The organism is Deinococcus frigens DSM 12807, assembly GCF_000701425.1.
In the GTDB taxonomy this organism is placed as follows: domain Bacteria; phylum Deinococcota; class Deinococci; order Deinococcales; family Deinococcaceae; genus Deinococcus; species Deinococcus frigens.
Map to the genome: position 1 here is coordinate 69,840 of NZ_JNIW01000001.1, position 18,111 is coordinate 87,950.

General features: G+C 66.5%; 13 protein-coding genes. 6 read left to right on the forward strand and 7 right to left on the reverse strand.

Features of this window, described 5'->3' with window-relative positions; genetic code table 11:
• Positions 1 to 49 precede the first annotated feature (49 nt).
• The 3 genes from Q322_RS0100320 to Q322_RS0100330 all read left to right on the forward strand — a co-directional run bounded on the left by Q322_RS0100320 (position 50) and on the right by Q322_RS0100330 (position 9,722).
• Complete coding sequence (locus Q322_RS0100320) at positions 50 to 2,785, forward strand: AAA family ATPase (RefSeq protein ID WP_029474798.1); 2,736 nt, start codon at positions 50 to 52, stop codon at positions 2,783 to 2,785.
• A gap of 453 nt (positions 2,786 to 3,238) precedes the next feature.
• Positions 3,239 to 8,089, forward strand: a complete 4,851-nt coding sequence (locus Q322_RS0100325; RefSeq protein ID WP_029474800.1) for a glutamate synthase-related protein — start codon at positions 3,239 to 3,241, stop codon at positions 8,087 to 8,089.
• 166 nt (positions 8,090 to 8,255) lie between these two features.
• Complete coding sequence (locus tag Q322_RS0100330; RefSeq protein WP_029474802.1) at positions 8,256 to 9,722, forward strand: glutamate synthase subunit beta; 1,467 nt, start codon at positions 8,256 to 8,258, stop codon at positions 9,720 to 9,722.
• Between the two features lie 38 nt (positions 9,723 to 9,760).
• Here Q322_RS0100330 and Q322_RS22075 read toward each other — a convergent pair whose 3' ends face one another.
• The 5 genes from Q322_RS22075 to hspR are packed head-to-tail and all read right to left on the reverse strand — an operon-like array spanning position 9,761 to position 12,155.
• A complete protein-coding gene (locus Q322_RS22075; protein WP_245593088.1) occupies positions 9,761 to 9,922 on the reverse strand; it encodes a hypothetical protein in 162 nt (53 codons plus the stop codon).
• Positions 9,923 to 9,964: 42 nt separating this feature from the next.
• Positions 9,965 to 10,132: a hypothetical protein gene (locus Q322_RS22930; protein ID WP_156952803.1), complete on the reverse strand. Its 168-nt coding sequence runs from the start codon at positions 10,130 to 10,132 to the stop codon at positions 9,965 to 9,967.
• Between the two features lie 58 nt (positions 10,133 to 10,190).
• A complete protein-coding gene (locus Q322_RS0100345) occupies positions 10,191 to 11,030 on the reverse strand; it encodes a metallophosphoesterase (RefSeq protein WP_029474806.1) in 840 nt (279 codons plus the stop codon).
• Entirely contained in the window at positions 11,027 to 11,449 is a 423-nt protein-coding gene (locus Q322_RS0100350; protein ID WP_029474808.1) for an NUDIX domain-containing protein, read from the reverse strand. Before Q322_RS0100350 ends, Q322_RS0100345 begins: the two co-directional genes overlap by 4 nt.
• Positions 11,450 to 11,453: 4 nt before the next feature.
• On the reverse strand, positions 11,454 to 12,155 hold the full coding sequence (gene hspR / locus Q322_RS0100355) for a heat shock protein transcriptional repressor HspR, fused homodimer type (RefSeq protein WP_029474810.1): 702 nt from the start codon (positions 12,153 to 12,155) through the stop codon (positions 11,454 to 11,456).
• 326 nt (positions 12,156 to 12,481) lie between these two features.
• Between hspR and Q322_RS0100360 the strand changes: the two genes are divergently transcribed.
• Positions 12,482 to 13,840 (forward strand): dipeptidase, encoded by a 1,359-nt coding sequence (locus tag Q322_RS0100360; RefSeq protein ID WP_029474813.1) that lies wholly within the window; start codon positions 12,482 to 12,484, stop codon positions 13,838 to 13,840.
• Between the two features lie 31 nt (positions 13,841 to 13,871).
• Entirely contained in the window at positions 13,872 to 14,474 is a 603-nt protein-coding gene (gene purN / locus Q322_RS0100365) for a phosphoribosylglycinamide formyltransferase (protein WP_029474815.1), read from the forward strand.
• A 115-nt stretch (positions 14,475 to 14,589) separates the two neighbouring features.
• On the opposite strand, the gene ilvD is transcribed toward purN, so the two are convergent.
• Both ilvD and hpt read right to left on the reverse strand, forming a co-directional pair.
• A complete protein-coding gene (gene ilvD, locus Q322_RS0100370; protein WP_029474818.1) occupies positions 14,590 to 16,284 on the reverse strand; it encodes a dihydroxy-acid dehydratase in 1,695 nt (564 codons plus the stop codon).
• 175 nt (positions 16,285 to 16,459) lie between these two features.
• Positions 16,460 to 17,005, reverse strand: a complete 546-nt coding sequence (hpt, locus tag Q322_RS0100375; protein ID WP_029474820.1) for a hypoxanthine phosphoribosyltransferase — start codon at positions 17,003 to 17,005, stop codon at positions 16,460 to 16,462.
• A gap of 75 nt (positions 17,006 to 17,080) precedes the next feature.
• Between hpt and trpC the strand changes: the two genes are divergently transcribed.
• The gene (gene trpC / locus Q322_RS0100380; protein ID WP_029474822.1) at positions 17,081 to 17,869 is read left to right on the forward strand and encodes an indole-3-glycerol phosphate synthase TrpC; all 789 of its coding nucleotides are present in this window, start codon (positions 17,081 to 17,083) and stop codon (positions 17,867 to 17,869) included.
• Positions 17,870 to 18,111 lie beyond the last annotated feature (242 nt).

Below are 18,111 nucleotides of genomic sequence, written 5' to 3' on the forward strand. Positions count from 1 at the left end.
TTTCCATCAACCATCAACTCTCAACCCTTAAACCCCCCCAGGCCCACCAGTGAAGCCCCTCCGCCTGGAAGTCCAGGGCTTCACCGCCTTCCGCCAGTTCACCGAGCTGGACTTTGGCGATCTGGAACTGTTCGCCCTGGTGGGGCCGACAGGCAGCGGCAAATCCAGCCTGCTGGACGCCATGACCTTTGCGCTGTACGGGCATACCGAGCGGCTGGGCGGGTCCGGGCTGGACGCGCTGATCTCGCAGGGCGAGCGCGGCATGAGCGTGGGCCTGACCTTCGAGACGGGGGGCGTGACCTACCGCGCCTCGCGCACCAAGGGCCGCAAGCAGGCCGAGAACGAGGTGCGTTTCGAGCGTAGAGATGAGGACGGGCGCTGGGCCAACCTCAGCGACGGCGGCGTGAAGGGCGTCAACGAGCGCATCCAGACGGTGGTGGGGCTGACCTTCAAGAATTTCACCCGCAGTGTGATGCTGCCGCAGGGGGAATTTGCACGCCTGCTGCACGGCAGCGGCAAGGAGCGGCAGGCCATTCTGGGCGAGTTGACGGGGCTGGAACACGTCGCCGCCATGCAGCGCGTCGCCTCTGACCGTGCCAGGGACTTGAAACACCGCGCACTCAGCCTGAACAGCGTGCTGGAAAACGAATACGCAGATGTGACGGCAGAGGCCGTAACGAACCTGCGTGCCGAGCGCGAGCGCACCGACGCCGACGCCGAGGGGCTGCGGGACCGCCTGGAGGCTTTGCAGAACAGCCAGGCCCGCTTGCGCGAGACCGAAAAGGTCTGGAAGGCGCGCGAGGACACGGGCCGCCGCCTGGCCACGCTGGACGCCCGCGCCGCCGGGGTGCAGGCCGGTGCAGTGCGGGCGGTGCAGGCCCGCCGGGTGGCCGGGGTGCTGCCCCTGCTGGACGCCGCCGAACGCGCCCGGATTGCCGCCGAACGCGAGGCCCGTGCGCTGGCCGGGGCGCAGGGGGCCGCCACCGGGGCCAGCCGCGCTGCCGGGGCCGCTCAGACCAATCTGGACTCCGCGCAGGAAGCCGAGGCAGGTATCCCCGAGCTGGAAGCCCGCGCCGACAACCTGCGCGAGGCCGAGACCGACGCCGCCCGCCTGAAACGCTCCGGCGGCACGCCCCAGACCACCCACGCGCAGCCGCTGGAGTGGGACGAGGACGCCTTTCTGGTGGCCCGCGCCGGAGCGGAAAAGGCCGAGAAGAACAGGCAGGAGCGCGTGCAGATCGAGGCCGAGCGGCTGGGCCTGAACTCGGCGCTGGCCCGCTTCAAGGCCGAGGAAACGGCACAGACGCAGGAAACGGCAGAGCTGGAGCGCGTCAGGCGCGAGGGAACGGAAGCCAGGGCGAATTTGGAAGCCGCGCAAAAGGCGCTGGAAGAAGCCCGCCTCACCTCCGGGCTGGCCTCGTACCGCACGCACCTGCATCTGGGCGAGGACTGCCCGCTGTGTTTGCAGGAAGTGCGCGAACTGCCCGACGCCCCGCATGCCGATCTGGGAGCCGCACAGGATCAGGTCAAGATTCTGAGCGCCACCCAGGACGAGCGCCGCACCCGCTTCAGCGACCTGCGCGCCGCCCTGAACGCCCGCAAGACCTGGCTGGCCGACAAGGAGGCCGAGAACCGCAACTGGCAGGAGGCCACCCAGCAGCGCGAAGTCAATCTGCGGGCGGCTGAGACGCTGGTCATCGGCGATCCCCAGACCGAGGCGCTGCGCCTGCTGGCCGGACTGGCGGGGCGGGTGCGCGCGGCAGGCACGGACCCCGCTGGAAAACGCCGCCAGCTTCTGAACGAGGTCACGGCCATCCGCAAGCGCGTGCAGGAGGCGGGCGCGGCCCTGTCCCGCGCGGCGGGCGATCTGGCGGCGGCCAATGCCACGCTGGCGGCGGCCCAGAACGCCTCGGCGGGCCGGGAGATTGATTTCTCGGAGGCGCGGACGGCGCTGGATTCTTCGCTCGCCGGATTAAAAATGGACGCCGCCCAGGCCCGCGCTGCCGCGTTGCCCGAACACGACATCGCCGCGCTGGAGGAGGCCGCCCAGACCCAGGCCGCCCAGCGGGCGCAACTGGCCGAGGCCCTGGCCGAACTGGAACGCCAGCTCGGCGCGGCCCCCTTCGATCCGGCGGAACTGTCGCAACTTAGCCGCGACCTGACGGCCACCGACGCCGCCCTGAGCGCCGCTCGCGAACGCGCCGGAAGCCTGGCCGAGCAGGAACGCGCCGGACGCGAACGCCTGACCCGCAAGGCGGAGATCGAAACGCAGGCCGCCGGGGCCGCCCGCACCTTCGACACCTGGCAGACGCTGACCAATTCTTTAAAGGCCAACGAATTCCAGCAATTCCTGCTGGCCGAGGTGGAAGCCCAACTGCTGACCCGCGCGGGACTGCTGCTGCACGAGATCAGCGACGGGCGCTACCGTCTGGCGCTGCAAGGCGGCGATTACGTGGTCCAGGACCTGTGGAACGCGGGCGAGGTGCGCGGCGTCAGGACCTTGTCGGGCGGCGAGACCTTCCTGGCCTCCCTGTCGCTGGCGATTGCCCTGAGCGACTACCTGGCGGGCAACAAGATTCTGGGCGCACTGTTTCTGGACGAGGGTTTCGGCACCCTGGACCCGCAGGCGCTGGAAGCCGTGGCCAGCGCCCTGGAGAGCCTGCGAACCCAGGGCCGCATGGTGGGCATCGTCACCCATGTGGAAAGCCTGTCCGAACGCCTGCCCAGCCGCCTGCTGGTGACGAAAAGTGTGGCCGGCAGCAGCGTGCAGCGGCTGGACTTATAGAGCTGAGGCGCTCTGAAGGCCAGGCAGGTTGCGGTTTCGCCAGGACAGCGGGTTCAATACAGTGGGTTCAGTCCAGTCCTGGGCATGGGCCTTTCCCCTCGAAAGCGACGGTGGACCGAAACCACCCGGTAGAGCAGGCATCATCAAGCAATGTCGCGCTGAGCGAAGCTGGAAGGTCTGCTGGACGCTTCCAGGTGCGCTGGCCCCGCTCGGCGTGGCTGCCTTCTTGCTGACAACCCGCTCCGGAATGCTGAACGTCACCGTGATCCCGGAACAGGGCTGTCACTGCGTCCTACGGCGTTCCAGCCCGCCACCTGGCATTCGACAGCCTAACTGTGTGCCAGGCGCGTTATAAACAACGTCCTGCATGAAAATGCGCTCCATTGTATGGTGATTTCCATCAAGCCCCGCTCCAGCCGGGCGGGCCAGTCATCTACAAATGGGAGCGTGCCTATGCCGAACAACACTGACCGGAACACTCCGGCCCTGCCTCAAATTCAAACTTCTCCGCAGGGCGGGTCTCCCTCACTGCCGCCCTCCCGTGAAGAGATCGAGGCGGCGCAGCAGCACGGTCTGTACGTGGGCCGCGAGCATGACGCCTGCGGCGTGGGTTTTGTCGCGCACATCAAGGGCCACAAGCAGCACTCGATCATCGAACAGGGCCTCAAGATCTTGGAAAACCTCGATCACCGGGGCGCGGTGGGCGCTGATCCTTTAATGGGCGACGGCGCGGGCCTGCTGATCCAGATTCCCGACGAGTTTTACCGCGCGCAGATGGCGCTCCAGGACGTGACCCTGCCCCCCGCCGGGGATTACGGCGTGGGCATGATCTTCCTGCCCAAGGAAATCGCCTCGCGCCGGGCCTGCGAGCAGGAACTGGAGCGGGCGGTGCAGGCTGAGGGCCAACTGGTGCTGGGCTGGCGCGACGTTCCCGTCAACCGCGAGATGCCCATGAGTCCCACCGTGCGCGCCAAGGAGCCGGTGATCCGCCAGATCTTCATCGGGGCCGGGCCAGATACCCTGGTTCCCGACGCGCTGGAGCGCAAGCTGTACGTGATCCGCCGCCGCGCCAGCAACGCCATTCGCGCGCTGAATTTCACGCACGGGGCGGAATATTACGTCCCCAGCATGTCATGCCGCACAGTGATCTATAAGGGCCTGCTGCTGGCAACCCAGGTGGGCGAGTATTACCTGGATTTGCAGGATGGGGCCGTCGTCTCGGCGCTGGCCCTCGTGCATCAGCGCTTTTCCACCAATACCTTCCCAGAATGGCCGCTGGCACACCCGTACCGCATGGTGGCGCACAACGGCGAGATCAACACCGTCAAGGGCAACTTCAACTGGATGCGGGCGCGTGAGGGCGTCATGTCCAGCCCGGTGCTGGGCGACGATCTGAAGAAGATCTACCCGGTGTCCTTCGAGGGCGAGTCCGACACCGCCACCTTCGACAACGCGCTGGAGCTGCTGACCCTGGCGGGCTACCCGATGGCCCACGCCGCCATGATGATGATTCCCGAAGCCTGGGAGGACAACCCCCTGCTCGATGACCGCCGCCGCGCCTTTTACGAGTACCACGCGGCCCTCATGGAACCCTGGGACGGCCCCGCCGCGATGGTCTTCACGGACGGGCGGCAGGTGGGCGCGATGCTGGACCGCAACGGCCTGCGCCCGGCCCGCTACATCCAGACCCGCGACGATCTGGTGATCCTGGCCTCCGAGTCCGGGGTGCTGCCGATTCCCGAGAGCCGGATCGTCAAGAAGTGGCGCTTGCAGCCTGGAAAGATGTTTATGGTGGATCTGGAAGCCGGGCGGATCGTCGAGGACGAGGAACTGAAGTCGCAGTACGCCTCGGCCAAGCCATACCGCCAGTGGGTGGACAATACCCGCGTCCCGCTGGCCGACGCGGAGGAAATGGGGTCTGTTGGAACGTTCAGCGAAACGCTGCTGGACCGTCAGCAGGCGTTCGGCTACAGCCAGGAAGACCTCAAGTTTTTAATGGGACCGATGGCGAAAAGCGGCGAGGAGGGCCTGGGTTCAATGGGCAACGACTCGCCGCTGGCCGTCCTGTCGGCACGCAGCAAGCCGCTGTACTCATACTTCCGGCAACTGTTCGCGCAGGTCACGAATCCCCCCATTGACCCGATCCGCGAATCGGTGGTCATGAGCCTGGTGTCCTTTGTGGGGCCGCGCCCCAACCTGCTGGACATCAACGCCGTCAACCCGCAGATGCGCCTGGAAGTCTCGCAGCCCATCCTGGATTTCGACGACATGGCCCGCGTCCGCTCCATCAGCGAACACACGCGCGGCAAGTTCAGCGCCTACGAGCTGGACATCACCTATCCCGCCGACTGGGGCGCACGCGGCATCGAGGCCAAGATCGCCACCATCAACGCGTGGGCGGTGGACGCCATAGAAGGCGGCCACAACATCATCATCATCTCTGACCGCCGGGTGGATAAGGAACGGGTGGCGATTCCGGCGCTGCTGGCGCTGTCCAGCGTGCATCACCATCTGGTCAAGGCGGGCCTGCGGATGAAAGTCGGGCTGGTGGTGGAAACGGGCGACGCCCGCGAGGTGCACCACTTCGCCGCGCTGGCGGGCTACGGTGCGGAGGCCATTCACCCGTATCTGGCGCTGGAAACGCTGATCGACCTGCACACCGAGATTCCGGGGATGCCCAATCTGAGCGACATCACCCCGGCCAAGGCCATGCGGAATTACATCAAGGCCATCGGCAAGGGCCTGAGCAAGATCATGTCCAAGATGGGCGTCAGCACCTACATGTCGTACTGCGGCGCGCAGTTGTTCGAGGCGATAGGCCTCCAGATCGATTTTGTGGAGAAGTATTTCCGGGGCACCGCCACGCAGATTGGCGGCATCGGCATCTTCGAGGTGGCCGAGGAAGCCCTGCGGACGCACGCGGCGGCGTTTGGCGCTGACCCGGTGCTGGCGCGCGGGCTGGACGCGGGCGGCGAATACGCCTGGCGCAGTCGCGGCGAGGAACACATGTGGACGCCGGACGCGATTGCCAAGCTGCAACACGCCACCCGCAGCGGTTCGGCCAGCACCTACGAGGAATACGCCCGCATCATCAACGATCAGAGCAAGCGCCACATGACCCTGCGCGGCCTGTTCGAGTTCAGGACCGAGGGCGCGACACCTGTGCCGATTGAGGAGGTGGAGAGCGCCGCCGAGATCGTCAAACGCTTTGCTACCGGGGCGATGTCGCTGGGCAGCATCTCCACCGAGGCGCACACCACCCTGGCCGTCGCCATGAACCGCATCGGCGGCAAGTCCAACACCGGCGAGGGCGGCGAAGACCCGGCGCGCTACGAGCGAGAGCTGCGCGGCGAGACGATAGGCGAGGGCGAGACGCTGGCCGGAATCCTGGGAGTCAGTGCCAACGGGGAGCGGCGCGTGGAGGTGGATTACCCGCTGGAACCCGGCGATTCGCTGCGTTCCAAGATCAAGCAGGTGGCCTCCGGGCGCTTTGGCGTCACCACGGGCTATCTGGGCAGCGCCGATCAAATCCAGATCAAGATGGCGCAGGGCGCGAAACCCGGCGAGGGCGGACAGCTCCCCGGCGGCAAGGTCAGCGAGTACATCGGCTTCCTGCGGCACAGCGTTCCGGGTGTGGGATTGATCAGCCCGCCGCCGCATCACGACATCTATTCCATCGAAGACCTCAAGCAACTGATCCACGATTTGAAGAACGTCAATCCACGCGCCGACATCTCCGTCAAGCTGGTGTCGGAAGTCGGCGTCGGCACGGTGGCGGCGGGCGTCGCCAAGTGCAAGGCCGATCACATCGTCATCGCCGGGCATGACGGCGGCACGGGCGCGTCCCCCTGGAGCAGCATCAAGCACGCCGGGACACCCTGGGAAATGGGGCTGGCGGAAACGCAGCAGACGCTGGTGCTGAACCGCCTGCGTGACCGCGTGCGGGTGCAGACCGACGGACAGCTCAAGACTGGGCGCGACGTGGTGGTGGCCGCCCTGCTGGGTGCGGACGAATTCGGCTTTGCCACCGCGCCGCTGGTGGTGCAGGGCTGCATCATGATGCGCAAGTGTCACCTGAACACCTGCCCGGTAGGGGTGGCGACTCAAGACCCCGTGCTACGTGCCCGTTTCACCGGCAAGCCTGAACACGTCATCAACTACTTTTTCTTCGTGGCCGAGGAAGTGCGCGCCATCATGGCCTCGCTGGGCATTCGCAGCTTCGACGAGCTGATCGGGCGCTCTGACCTGCTGGACACCCGCGCCGGAATCGAACACTGGAAGGCGCAGGGCCTGGACTTCAGCCGCCTGTTCTTCCGCGCCGAGTTGCCGGACGTGGGCCACCGCCACACCGGCACGCAGGATCACGGCCTGGAGGGTGCATTAGACCGCGTGCTGATCGAGAAGTGCCGCCCCGCTATCGAGAAGGGCGAGCGGGTGCATTTCCTTCAGGACGTGCGAAACGTGAACCGCTCGGTGGGCGCGATGCTGTCCGGCGAGCTGATCCGCGTGCGCCCCGAGGGGTTGCCCGATCAGACCGTCTTTATCCAGATGGAAGGCACCGGCGGCCAGAGCTTCGGCGCGTTCCTGGCTCCGGGCCTGACGCTGTACCTGATCGGCGACGCCAACGACTACGCGGGCAAGGGCCTGTCCGGCGGGCGCGTGGTGGTGCGCCCCAGTATCGAATTCCGGGGCGACGCGCGGCAGAACATCATCACCGGCAACACCGCCCTGTACGGCGCGACGGCGGGCGAGGCGTTCCTGCGCGGCGTGGCCGGGGAGCGCTTCGCCGTGCGCCTCAGCGGGGCGAAAGCCGTGGTGGAAGGCACCGGCGATCACGGCTGCGAGTACATGACCGGCGGCACTGTGGTGGTACTCGGCCAGACCGGGCGCAACTTCGCGGCGGGCATGAGCGGCGGCGTGGCCTACGTGTTCGATGAGGACGGCAGCTTCGAGAAGAAGTGCAACCACAGCATGGTCAGCCTGCATAGGGTGCAGCCCGCCGACGAACAGATGCAGAGCGCGGACGCCCGCAGCCTGCACAGCGGTGAGGCCGATGAGACCCAGCTCCGTACTTTAATCGAGAGCCATCACCGCTGGACGGGTTCGGTGATCGCCAGCGACATCCTCGACGACTGGGACAACGCCCGCAAGCGCTTCGTCAAGGTCTTCCCGCTGGAATATCAGCGGGCGCTGAAGGAGCAGGCCACTCGTAAGCCCGCGCCCGGAACCGTGGAGGCCGCCGATACGACGAGCATGCAAACGGGGCCGAGCCGCAAGGGCGGACAGGGGACGTTGACGAAGTAGATGGTTGATGGAGAGGGGCGGAGCTGCTTCGTCTAGTGGCAGGGAAACTTGCCAAACTTCCCCCCTCCCAGCCTCCCCCGCAAGGGGGGAGGGGCTAAAAGCCCTCGTTTCCCCCCTCTCCCCACACCCGACAACCCACAGCCCACAACCCGCCCGGAGGGCATCCATGAGCAAAATCACCGGCTTCCTCGAACAGCCCCGTGTCAAAGAGAAGTACCAGCCCGTGGACGCGCGCCTCAAGAATTACGCTGAATTCGTACTGCCGCTGGCGGGCGACTCTGCCCGGAAACAGGCGGTGCGCTGCATGGACTGCGGCATCCCGTTTTGCAACAACGGCTGCCCGGTCAACAACATCATCCCCGATTTTAACAATCTGGTGTACGAGAACGACTGGCTCTCGGCCATCGAAACGCTGCACAGCACCAACAATTTCCCGGAGTTCACGGGCCGCATCTGCCCCGCGCCGTGCGAGGCCGCCTGCACGCTGAACATCAGCGACGATCCGGTGGGCATCAAGTCCATCGAGCTGGCGATCATTGAGCGCGCCTGGCAGGAGGGCTGGGTCAGGCCGCAGCCGCCGCAGGTGAAGACGGGCAAGACGGTGGCCGTGATCGGCAGCGGCCCGGCGGGGCTGGCGGCGGCGCAGCAACTGGCCCGCGCCGGACATGCTGTGACGGTCTTCGAGAAGAATGACCGTGTGGGCGGCCTGCTGCGCTACGGCATTCCCGATTTCAAGATGGAAAAGCACCACATTGACCGCCGCGTACAGCAGATGGAAGCCGAGGGCGTGACCTTCAAGACGGGCGTGCTGGTGGGCGCGTGGGATAAGAAAAGTACCGTCACCAACCTCGCCACACAGACCATGACCCCGGACGAGTTGCGCGCCGAGTTCGATGCCGTGCTGCTCTCCGGCGGCGCAGAACAGCCCCGTGACCTGCCGGTGCCGGGCCGCGAGCTGGACGGTGTGCATTACGCCATGGAATTCCTGCCGGGCCAGAACCGCGTGAATGCGGGCGACAGGCTCAAGAAGCAATTGCGCGCCGATGGCAAGCACGTCGTCGTCATCGGCGGCGGCGACACCGGCAGCGATTGCGTCGGCACCAGCAACCGCCACGGCGCGGCGGGCGTGACCCAGTTCGAGGTGATGCCCCAGCCGCCCGAACATGAGAACAAGCCGCTGGTCTGGCCCTACTGGCCCCTCAAGCTGCGCACCAGCTCCAGCCATGAGGAGGGCGTCACCCGCGAATTTGCCATTGCCACCAAGGAATTCGTGGGCAAGGGCGGCAAGGTCACTGGGGTCAAGACCGTCCGCATCGAGCTGGTGGACGGTCACCTCAAAGAAATTGAAGGCAGCGAGGAAATCCACCCGGCGGAACTGGTGCTGCTGGCGATGGGTTTTGTCAGTCCGGTGGGCAGCGTGATCGACGCGTTCGGCATCGACAAGGACACGCGCGGCAATGCGATGGCCGGAACCGAGGAAGAGGGCGGCTACGTGACCAACCTTCCCGGCGTCTTCGCGGCGGGCGATATGCGGCGCGGGCAGAGCCTGGTGGTCTGGGCCATCCGCGAGGGACGGCAGGCGGCGCGGGCCATGGATCAGTACCTGATGGGCACGAGCGTTTTGCCGAGGTAGGGGCGGACTGGGGCGCGGGTTGAGCATGACACTGATGCTCAGTGATCCAGCATCTCCGCGCTCAGGTCCTCGGGCCGTAGCGCCCCGGTCATCACCGACACCGTATCGGCCATGCTGATCTTTTTGGGGTTCAGCACGGCGGCGCGCATGCCCATGCGGTGAACGTGAATGCGGTCTGCGACTTCAAAGACGTGCGGCATGTTGTGGCTGATCAGGATGACCTTGCCCAGGCTTGGAACTGTTCAGTGCGCCCTTGCCCGCAGCCACGCCGCCATGTCGTCCATCGGTCCCCGCGCCGTCGGGGCAAAGTTGTCCAGCGTGATGTCCTTTGCTGGGCCGAGGCTGTGGCCCAGTCCGGGGTAGAGCTTGGGGGTGTGATCGGTGTTGCCAGCCGCGACCACGCGGACCATCAGCCGTAGGGCGCAAAAACTCCTCATCCTCTGCCAGCCCTGATGACGCCCGCTCCGCTCAGTCCGATTGGCTGCCGCCCGGATTCGAGATCACCTCGGCGATCCCGTCCTCGTCCAGCCGGGCGATGAATCCGGCGTCGTCACGGTAGGCCATGCCGCTGTCCATCGCCACGCACAGTTTGTCCGCGTAGAGGATCGGTGCGCCCGCGTCCAGCGCCGGGCCGTGCAGGTACTCGTCAAGCAGCACGTAGACGGGGGTGTGGCCATGCGCCAGATGGTCCCCCCCGAAGGTCCTGAGCATCCGGCGCGCGGTCTTCTCGCCGCCGTTCAGCGCGAAGGCGAGGCGGTCGGCAAAGGCATTCAGGAACGCGCCCCAGGCATCGGCGTCGCGCTCCAGCAACAGGGCGCGCACATGCGCGTTGACGGCCCCGGTGCTCTCGCCCAGGCGCAGGTACATCGGGCTGTCGGCGTGGACCAGCAGCCAGGAACCGATCTGGGCCACCGCAGGCCGGGCCTCCAGCCAGGCCAGGTCGCCGGGGTCCAGCAGCGCCAGGTCGCGCGCCTGCCCGCCGTTGTTCTGCCAGTACTCGCGGAAGCCCAGCGCGTCGTCCAGGTCGCTGTGGCCAAACAGCAGCGCCGCCAGCAGCATGACCTCGTGGTTGCCCAGCAGCGCCGTCACCGCGCCCCCGAATTCGGCGGCCTGCACTTCCAGGCTGCGGATCAGCCGGATGACCTCGGTGCCCTGTGGCCCCCGGTCCACGTAATCGCCCAGAAAGACCAGGTGCGCGTCTGCGGCAGTCCAGCCGCCATCGAAGTCGATCAGGCCCGCTTGCCACAGGGTGGCCCGCAATTTGCCATACGCGCCGTGAATGTCCCCGATGACCCACAGTGCCCTCAAGGCGTGGCCTCAGGGTGGGCGCGCAGGGCGGCAAAATAGGCTGCGGTGGCTGGAGAAACGTCTGTGGGCAGCCGGATCAGCGGCCACCAGCGCACCCCGGCGTCGTCGCCCGCTGTGGGCATGCCGCTAAAATCGCGTGCCAGAGACAGCGCCGTGACCCACTCCACCACGTTGCCGTCGGGGTAGATGTGCTGGTAAGTCGGGCCACTGAACACATCCAGAAGTGTAACGTCTGTGACGTCCAGACCGGTTTCTTCCTTGACTTCACGCCGTGCCGCGTCCAGCGCGTGCTCGCCCACTGCCACACCGCCGCCGGGAATGTCCCACAGTCCATTGTCGCGGCGGCGGACGAGGAGCACCGGACCGCCCCGAACGACGGCGATCCCCGCCCCCCTGTTCTGGACCGCAGGAACCGACACGCGCCTAGCGGTCTTCCTCTGCCGCTTCCGGCGAGGGCAGGGTCCGCAGCTTGGTCATGCGCTCGCTCAGATCGTCCTGGATGCGGCGCACATTGCCCTCAAGATTGGAGCGCGCACCGTCCAGCTCGTGGCGCAGGCGCATGATCTCCTCCACCCCCGCCAGATTGACGCCCAGCTCTTGGGTCAGCCGCCGGATCTCGCGCAGGTGTTCGATGTCGCGCTCGGAGTACAGCCGCGTCTTGCCGCTGCTGCGCCCAGGGCTGATCAGTTGTTTGCGCTCGTACAGGCGCAGCGTCTGCGGGTGCATGTCCACCAGTTCGGCGGCGATGGAGATCACGTACACCGGGCGGTCCCTGGGGTCCACGCGCCCCTCGCTGCTGGGCAGGGCGCGGGCGCGGTCCCGCAGCTCGTCCTCGATGCGCGTGATCTCGGCCTCGAACTCACCCTGAAGGTCATCCAGCTCATGCTGGAGGCGCATCACCTCTTCCACGCCCGCCAGGTTCACGCCCAGCTCCTGGGTCAGCCGCCGGATCTCGCGCAGGTGTTCGATGTCGCGCTCGGAGTACAGGCGGGTCCTGCCGGTGCTGCGGCCCGGACGGATCAGACCCTTGCGCTCGTACAGGCGCAGTGTCTGTGGGTGCATGTCCACCAGTTCCGCCGCCACCGAGATCACATACACTGGGCGATGTTTAGAGTCCGAGGCCATAACGTAGCCTGAGTATACCCGAAGCAAGGTTGATGAGAATGGACCGTGGTGCATGGCTGTGCACAGGAAAAAAGGATGACTTGTGCTGGGGGGCAAGGGAAAAGCTGTCACGGCTTGACCCCAGCTTTGCAGGTCCGGCCCCTCGGACCGCTTTCCCTGAGACTAGGCAAAATTCACTCAATTCACGCACCTTGCTCGGTCAAAAGTGAACAGCTCTTTTGACAAATGCCCTGGCACCCTTGAACGGGAGCTGGCGGCGGGGCCGACTGAGGGGTCATGCCGTGGGGCCAACCCCTCTACCTCGCCCACCCTCTATCATCGGCCCCATGACCCAGACCGATCTCAGTGCCGCCCTGAACCGCGACGACGCCAATGCCGAACTGTTCGAGCTGCTCAGGATTCCCAGCGTCAGCGCCGATCCCACGCACAAGCCAGACATGGCGAAGGCCGCTGAATTTCTGCGCGCCAAACTGGAATCGCTGGGTTTCACGGCGCGGGTAGACGAGACGGGCGGGCATCCCGCCGTGTACGCCGAACACCTGAAAGCGCCCGGCCAGCCCATCGCGCTGCTGTACGGCCATTACGACGTGCAGCCCGAAGCGCCGCTGGAGGAATGGACCACGCCCCCCTTTGAACCCACGGTACGCGGCGGGCGCATCTATGCGCGCGGCAGCACCGACGACAAGGGGCAGGTCTACGCCCATGTGCGCGGCGTGGAACTGCTGCTGTCGCAGGGCGAATTGCCCATCAACGTCAAGTTCTTTATCGAGGGCGAGGAGGAAATCGGCAGTCCCAGCATCGTGCCGTACCTGAAAGCGCACGCGGACGAGCTGAAGTCGGATGTCATCGTGATCAGCGACGGCAGCCGTTTTGCGCCAGACGTGCCCACCATCACCTACGGCGTGCGCGGCCTGAGCTACGTGGAAATTCACGTTCAGGGCGCGAACCGGGACCTGCACAGCGGCAGCTACGGCGGGGCCGCGCCCAACCCGATCAACGCCCTGTGCGAGATCATCGCCAAACTGAAAGACGACAGGGGCCGCGTGACCATTCCGGGCTTTTACGACGGCATCGAAGCGCTGACCGACGAGGAGCGGGAAATGTGGGCGGGTCTGCCGCAGGACGACGGCGAATTTGCGGGGAGCATCGGCGTATCCGCCCTGCCCGGCGAGGAGGGCTTCAGCGTGCTGGAACGGCTGTGGGGCCGCCCGACGCTGGACGTGAACGGCATCTGGGGCGGCTACCAGGGCGAGGGCAGCAAAACGGTGATCGCCGCGAAGGCCGGGGCGAAAGTCTCCATGCGACTGGTGCCGGGGCAGGACCCGGAGCGGATTACCAGGCTGATTCAGGACTACGTGCCGCAGATCGCCCCGGAAGGCGTGACGGTCAAGGTGATGGATCACCACGGCGGCCAGCCGATCAAGTTCGATACCTCCAGCGAGTATGTGCAGGCGGCGGACCGTGCCCTTCAGCGGGTGTACGGCAGGCCCGCCATCTTTGCCCGCACCGGGGGCAGCATTCCCATCGTGGCCTACTTTGCCGACATCCTGAAAAGCCCGGTGCTGTTCGTGGATCTGGGCCTCAACGAGGACGCCCCCCACAGTCCCAACGAGAGTTTTGCCGTGCAGGACTACCACAACGGGATTCTGACCAGCGCCTATCTGCTGGAGGAACTGGGGCAGTGAGGCAAGGCGGAAAGCCGGAAGCGGGCCGCCCATGAATCTCGCCTTTCTCGCCTCCCACGGCGGCAGCGCGGCGCGGCACCTGACCCAGGCGTGCCAGGCCGGGGAGTTGGACGCCGTGCCCGTCGCCCTGATCAGCAACAACAGCCGCTCTCCCGCACTGGAATGGGCGCGGCAGGAAGGCTTAAAGACGGCCCACCTGAGCAGCGCCAGGTATCCGGACGCCGATGAGCTGGACGCGGCCATCCTTCAGTTTTTGCGGGAGGCCGACGCCGAGTTGCTGATCCTCAGCGGCTACATGCGCGAACTGGGGCCGCTCGTGCTGAACGCCTTTGCGGGGCGGGTGCTGAACATTCACCCCAGTCTGCTGCCCAGACACGGCGGGCGCGGCATGTACGGGGACCGCGTTCACCACGCGGTGCTGGAATCGGGCGACACCCGGTCCGGCGCGACGGTGCATCTGGTCACGACGGGCATCGATGAGGGGCCGCGGCTGGTGCAGGAAGAGGTAGTGGTGCGGCCCGGCGACACGCTGGAAAAGCTCAAGGCGCGCGTGCAGACCATTGAAGGCGGGCTGATGCTGCGGGCCGTGCGGGAGCTGGCGGCGGAGCTGAGGCCGACAGGCGCTGAAGCATAGGGCCAAGGGAAGAGAACAGGATGGGCGCGATACTGGCCCATCCTGCTCTCTTCCGTCCCCACGAGTTTTTCCTGCACGTCAGTCCCGGCTGGCCCCACTTTCTGGGGATTTGACCTCAATCCGTGTACGCCCCTACCGCTGCGCTGCTGACCAGTTTCGCGTATTTCGCCAGCACGCCGCGCCTGTAACGCGGTTCGGGCTGCACCCACTCTTTGCGGCGGCGCTTGATCTCGGCGTCATCCACATGCAGGGTCAGTTCACAGGTCTCAGCGTTCAGCTCGATGGTGTCGCCCTCCTGCACCAGGGCAATCGGGCCGCCCACATAGGCTTCGGGAGCGACGTGGCCCACCACCAGCCCAAAGGTGCCGCCTGAGAAACGCCCGTCGGTGATCAGACCCACGCTGTCACCCAGGCCCTTGCCGATAATCGCGGAGGTGGGCGACAGCATCTCGCGCATGCCCGGCCCGCCCTTCGGCCCCTCATAGCGGATGACCAGCACGTCGCCGGGATTGATCTGGTCCGCCATGATGGCGTGCATCGACGCTTCCTCGGATTCAAAAACACGCGCCGGGCCGGTGATCTTGATGCTTTTCAGGCCGCTGATCTTGGCGACGCTGCCCTCCGGGGCCAGGTTGCCGCGCAGGATGGCGAGGTGGCCCTGCGTGTACAGCGGCTGGGCGTAAGGGCGAATCACGTCCTGTCCGGCGTCGGGGGTGTCCTGCTCGTGCTCAAGATTCTCGGCCAGCGTCCTGCCGGTCACGGTCAGGCAGTCGCCGTGGAGCAGGCCTTCCCTCAGCAGCATCTTCATCACGCGCGGAATGCCGCCCACCTCGTGCAGGTCAGTGGCCACATACTGCCCGCTGGGTTTCAGGTCACAGAAGACCGGGGTGCGTTCGCGGATGCGCTCGAAGTCCGCCAGGCTCAGGTCGATGTCGCAGGCGTGCGCAATCGCCATCAGGTGCAGCACGGCATTGGTGCTGCCGCCCACGGCCATGATCACGGTAATGGCGTTCTCAAAGGCTTTCTGGGTCAGGATGTCCAGCGGGCGAATGTCCGCTTCGATCAGCCCCAGCAGGGCGCGGGCGCTGTCGGCGCTGCTGGTGGCCTTCTCGGCGTCCACCGCGCTCATGGTGCTGGAAAAGGGGAGACTCATGCCCATCGCCTCGAATGCGCTGCTCATGGTGTTGGCGGTGTACATGCCGCCGCACGAGCCGTTGCCGGGGCAGGCTTTCTTCTCGATCTTCGTGAAGTCCTCGCGGCTGATCTTGCCCGCGCCGAAGGCACCCACGGCCTCGAACACGCTCACGATGGTCAGATCCTGGCCGCCGTAATGGCCGGGCTTGATGGTGCCGCCGTAGACGAAGATGGCGGGGATGTTCAGCCGCGCAATGCCGATCATGGCCCCCGGCATATTCTTGTCGCAGCCGCCCACCACGATCACGCCGTCGTGCGACTGTCCACGCGAGACGGTCTCGATGCTGTCGGCGATCACCTCGCGGCTGACCAGGCTGCACTTCATGCCTTCGGTGCCCATTGAAATGCCGTCCGACACAGTAATAGTGCCGTAGACCTGGGGCATCCCGCCGCCCTCTTGAATAGCGTCGGTGATATGGCCTGCCAGCTCGCCCAGTCCGTTGTTGCACGGCGTGATGTTGCTTTGCGCGTGGGCCACACCGATGATCGGTTTCTCGAAATCGCCGTCGGTGAAGCCCACCGCCCGCAGCATGGCCCGGTTCGGGGCGCGCTCGTCGCCCTGGGTGACCTGGTGAGAGTTCCAGTTGAGCTTGCGCTTCTTGGCGGTGTCGGTCATGCCCACAGGGTAGCGCTGGCGTCAGGTCAGGGGGCCGGGCGGCCCAGACAGGCGGGGCGCGGGGGGCGGACTGGCGGACACTCCGGCCTGCCCGGTGGCCCCCTCACCCCCGCTGCCTTCGCGGCGTCCCTTTCGCACGGGGAGAGAGGCGCAAAAATATCCTCCCCCTAGACCTTTATTCCTGACTGGTAATAAACGGCAGATTGCGGTCGTACTGCGAACGGTCCAGCCCGTAGCCGTACACGAAGGCGTCGGGGATGGTGAAGCCCAGGTATTCCACCGGCACTTCCACCTTGCGGCGGCTGGGTTTGCTCAGCAGGGCGGCGATCTTGAGGCTGGCCGGGCCGCGCCCTTCCAGGTAGTGCAGCAGGTAATTCATGGTGATGCCGGTGTCCACGATGTCCTCGACCAGGATGACGTGGCGGTCACTGATCGGAAATTGCAGGTCCTTGACCAACCGCACCTCGCCGCTGCTCTGCTTGGCGTTGCCGTAACTGCTGGCCTGCAAGAAGTCCATGGTACAGGGCACACCCAGCGCGCGCACCAGATCGGCGTGGAACATGAACGCGCCGTTGAGGACGCAGATCAGATGCGGCTCGCGGCCCGCGTAGTCCTGGCGGATTCGGGCGGCCAGTTCCTGCACGCGCGCCTGAATCTGCTCGCTGGTGATCTGCACGGGGCCGGGGCCGGGGGCCAGGCCGGAAGCGGAAGGGGAACTCATATGGCCGTCAGGCTAACATGCGCCCCCCTGGTTTCGCGTTCTCCTGGGGGGCGGCTGCCCCGTATACTCCGGCGCGTGAATGGCCTGCCTCCTCTTGATCTGAAGTCCGTGCCGGGTGTCCTGGGCCGCATCGTGCAGGAGCGGGCCGGGGATTACCAGCAGGCCAGCCCGGACCTCGGCCCCGCGCGCCCCGCCGCCCGCCGTTTCGAGGCGGCGCTGCGCGGCCCGGTGCTGGCCCTGATCGCCGAGGTCAAGCGCGCCAGCCCCAGCCAGGGCGCGATTGCCCCGCTGGACCCGGCGGCGGCGGCGCGCGCCTACGAGACGGGCGGCGCGTCCGCCATCAGCGTGCTGACCGAACCCCGCCATTTCGACGGCAACCCGCAGGCGCTGCACAGCGTGCTGGGCGCGGTGGGGTTGCCTGTCCTGCGAAAGGACTTCGTGGTCCACCCCGCCATGCTGCGCGAGGCCGCCGAATGGGGCGCGGCGGCGGCGCTGCTGATGGTCAGCGTGCTGGGCGCGGCGACGGGCGCGTATCTGCACCTGGCCCACCACCTGGGGCTGGACGCCCTGGTGGAAGTCCACGACGAGGCCGAGCTGGAGGTGGCGCTGGCCGCCGGGGCGCGCATCATCGGCGTCAACAACCGCGATCTGACCACCCTGAACATCGATCTGGCGGTCAGTCCGCGCCTGATCCGGCTGGCCCGGCAACGCGGGTTTTCCGGCGTCCTGGTGGCCGAGAGCGGCTACCGCAGCCCGCAGCAGATCGCGCAGATTCGTGGGCGGGCCGACGCCGTGCTGGTGGGCAGCAGTCTGGCGGGCAGCGGCAATCTGGAGACGGCGGCGCGGGACTTGATGGCTCCTTAGCGCGGGGAAGGAGGAGTGGGCCTTGCCCGCCTTCAGAGCAGTGGTCCACAGAGCTGTTCGCTGTCGACCGAAGGGGGCGGGCGAGCGTCCACCTGGGGAGGAAGGGCGGCCTCCCGGGCGGCTGTCCACGACGGCAGTCTGTGCTGCCCAGGACAGTGAGTGAGTTTTGCCGGGCATTGAAGAGACTGAAAGCAGCAGCGGTCTGTTTTCTGACGCTGTCATTCGGACCAATGCCCTCAGCG

Excerpts from the sequence above, each read along its gene's own strand:
- hpt (WP_029474820.1), bottom strand. The coding sequence starts at position 17,005 with ATGAGTTCCCCTTCCGCTTCCGGCCTGGCCCCCGGCCCCGGCCCCGTG.
- purN (WP_029474815.1), top strand. The coding sequence starts at position 13,872 with ATGAATCTCGCCTTTCTCGCCTCCCACGGCGGCAGCGCGGCGCGGCAC.
- Q322_RS22075 (WP_245593088.1), bottom strand. The coding sequence starts at position 9,922 with ATGCCGCACGTCTTTGAAGTCGCAGACCGCATTCACGTTCACCGCATG.
- Q322_RS0100325 (WP_029474800.1), top strand. The coding sequence starts at position 3,239 with ATGCCGAACAACACTGACCGGAACACTCCGGCCCTGCCTCAAATTCAA.
- ilvD (WP_029474818.1), bottom strand. The coding sequence starts at position 16,284 with ATGACCGACACCGCCAAGAAGCGCAAGCTCAACTGGAACTCTCACCAG.
- hspR (WP_029474810.1), bottom strand. The coding sequence starts at position 12,155 with ATGGCCTCGGACTCTAAACATCGCCCAGTGTATGTGATCTCGGTGGCG.
- Q322_RS0100360 (WP_029474813.1), top strand. The coding sequence starts at position 12,482 with ATGACCCAGACCGATCTCAGTGCCGCCCTGAACCGCGACGACGCCAAT.
- Q322_RS22930 (WP_156952803.1), bottom strand. The coding sequence starts at position 10,132 with ATGGTCCGCGTGGTCGCGGCTGGCAACACCGATCACACCCCCAAGCTC.
- Q322_RS0100330 (WP_029474802.1), top strand. The coding sequence starts at position 8,256 with ATGAGCAAAATCACCGGCTTCCTCGAACAGCCCCGTGTCAAAGAGAAG.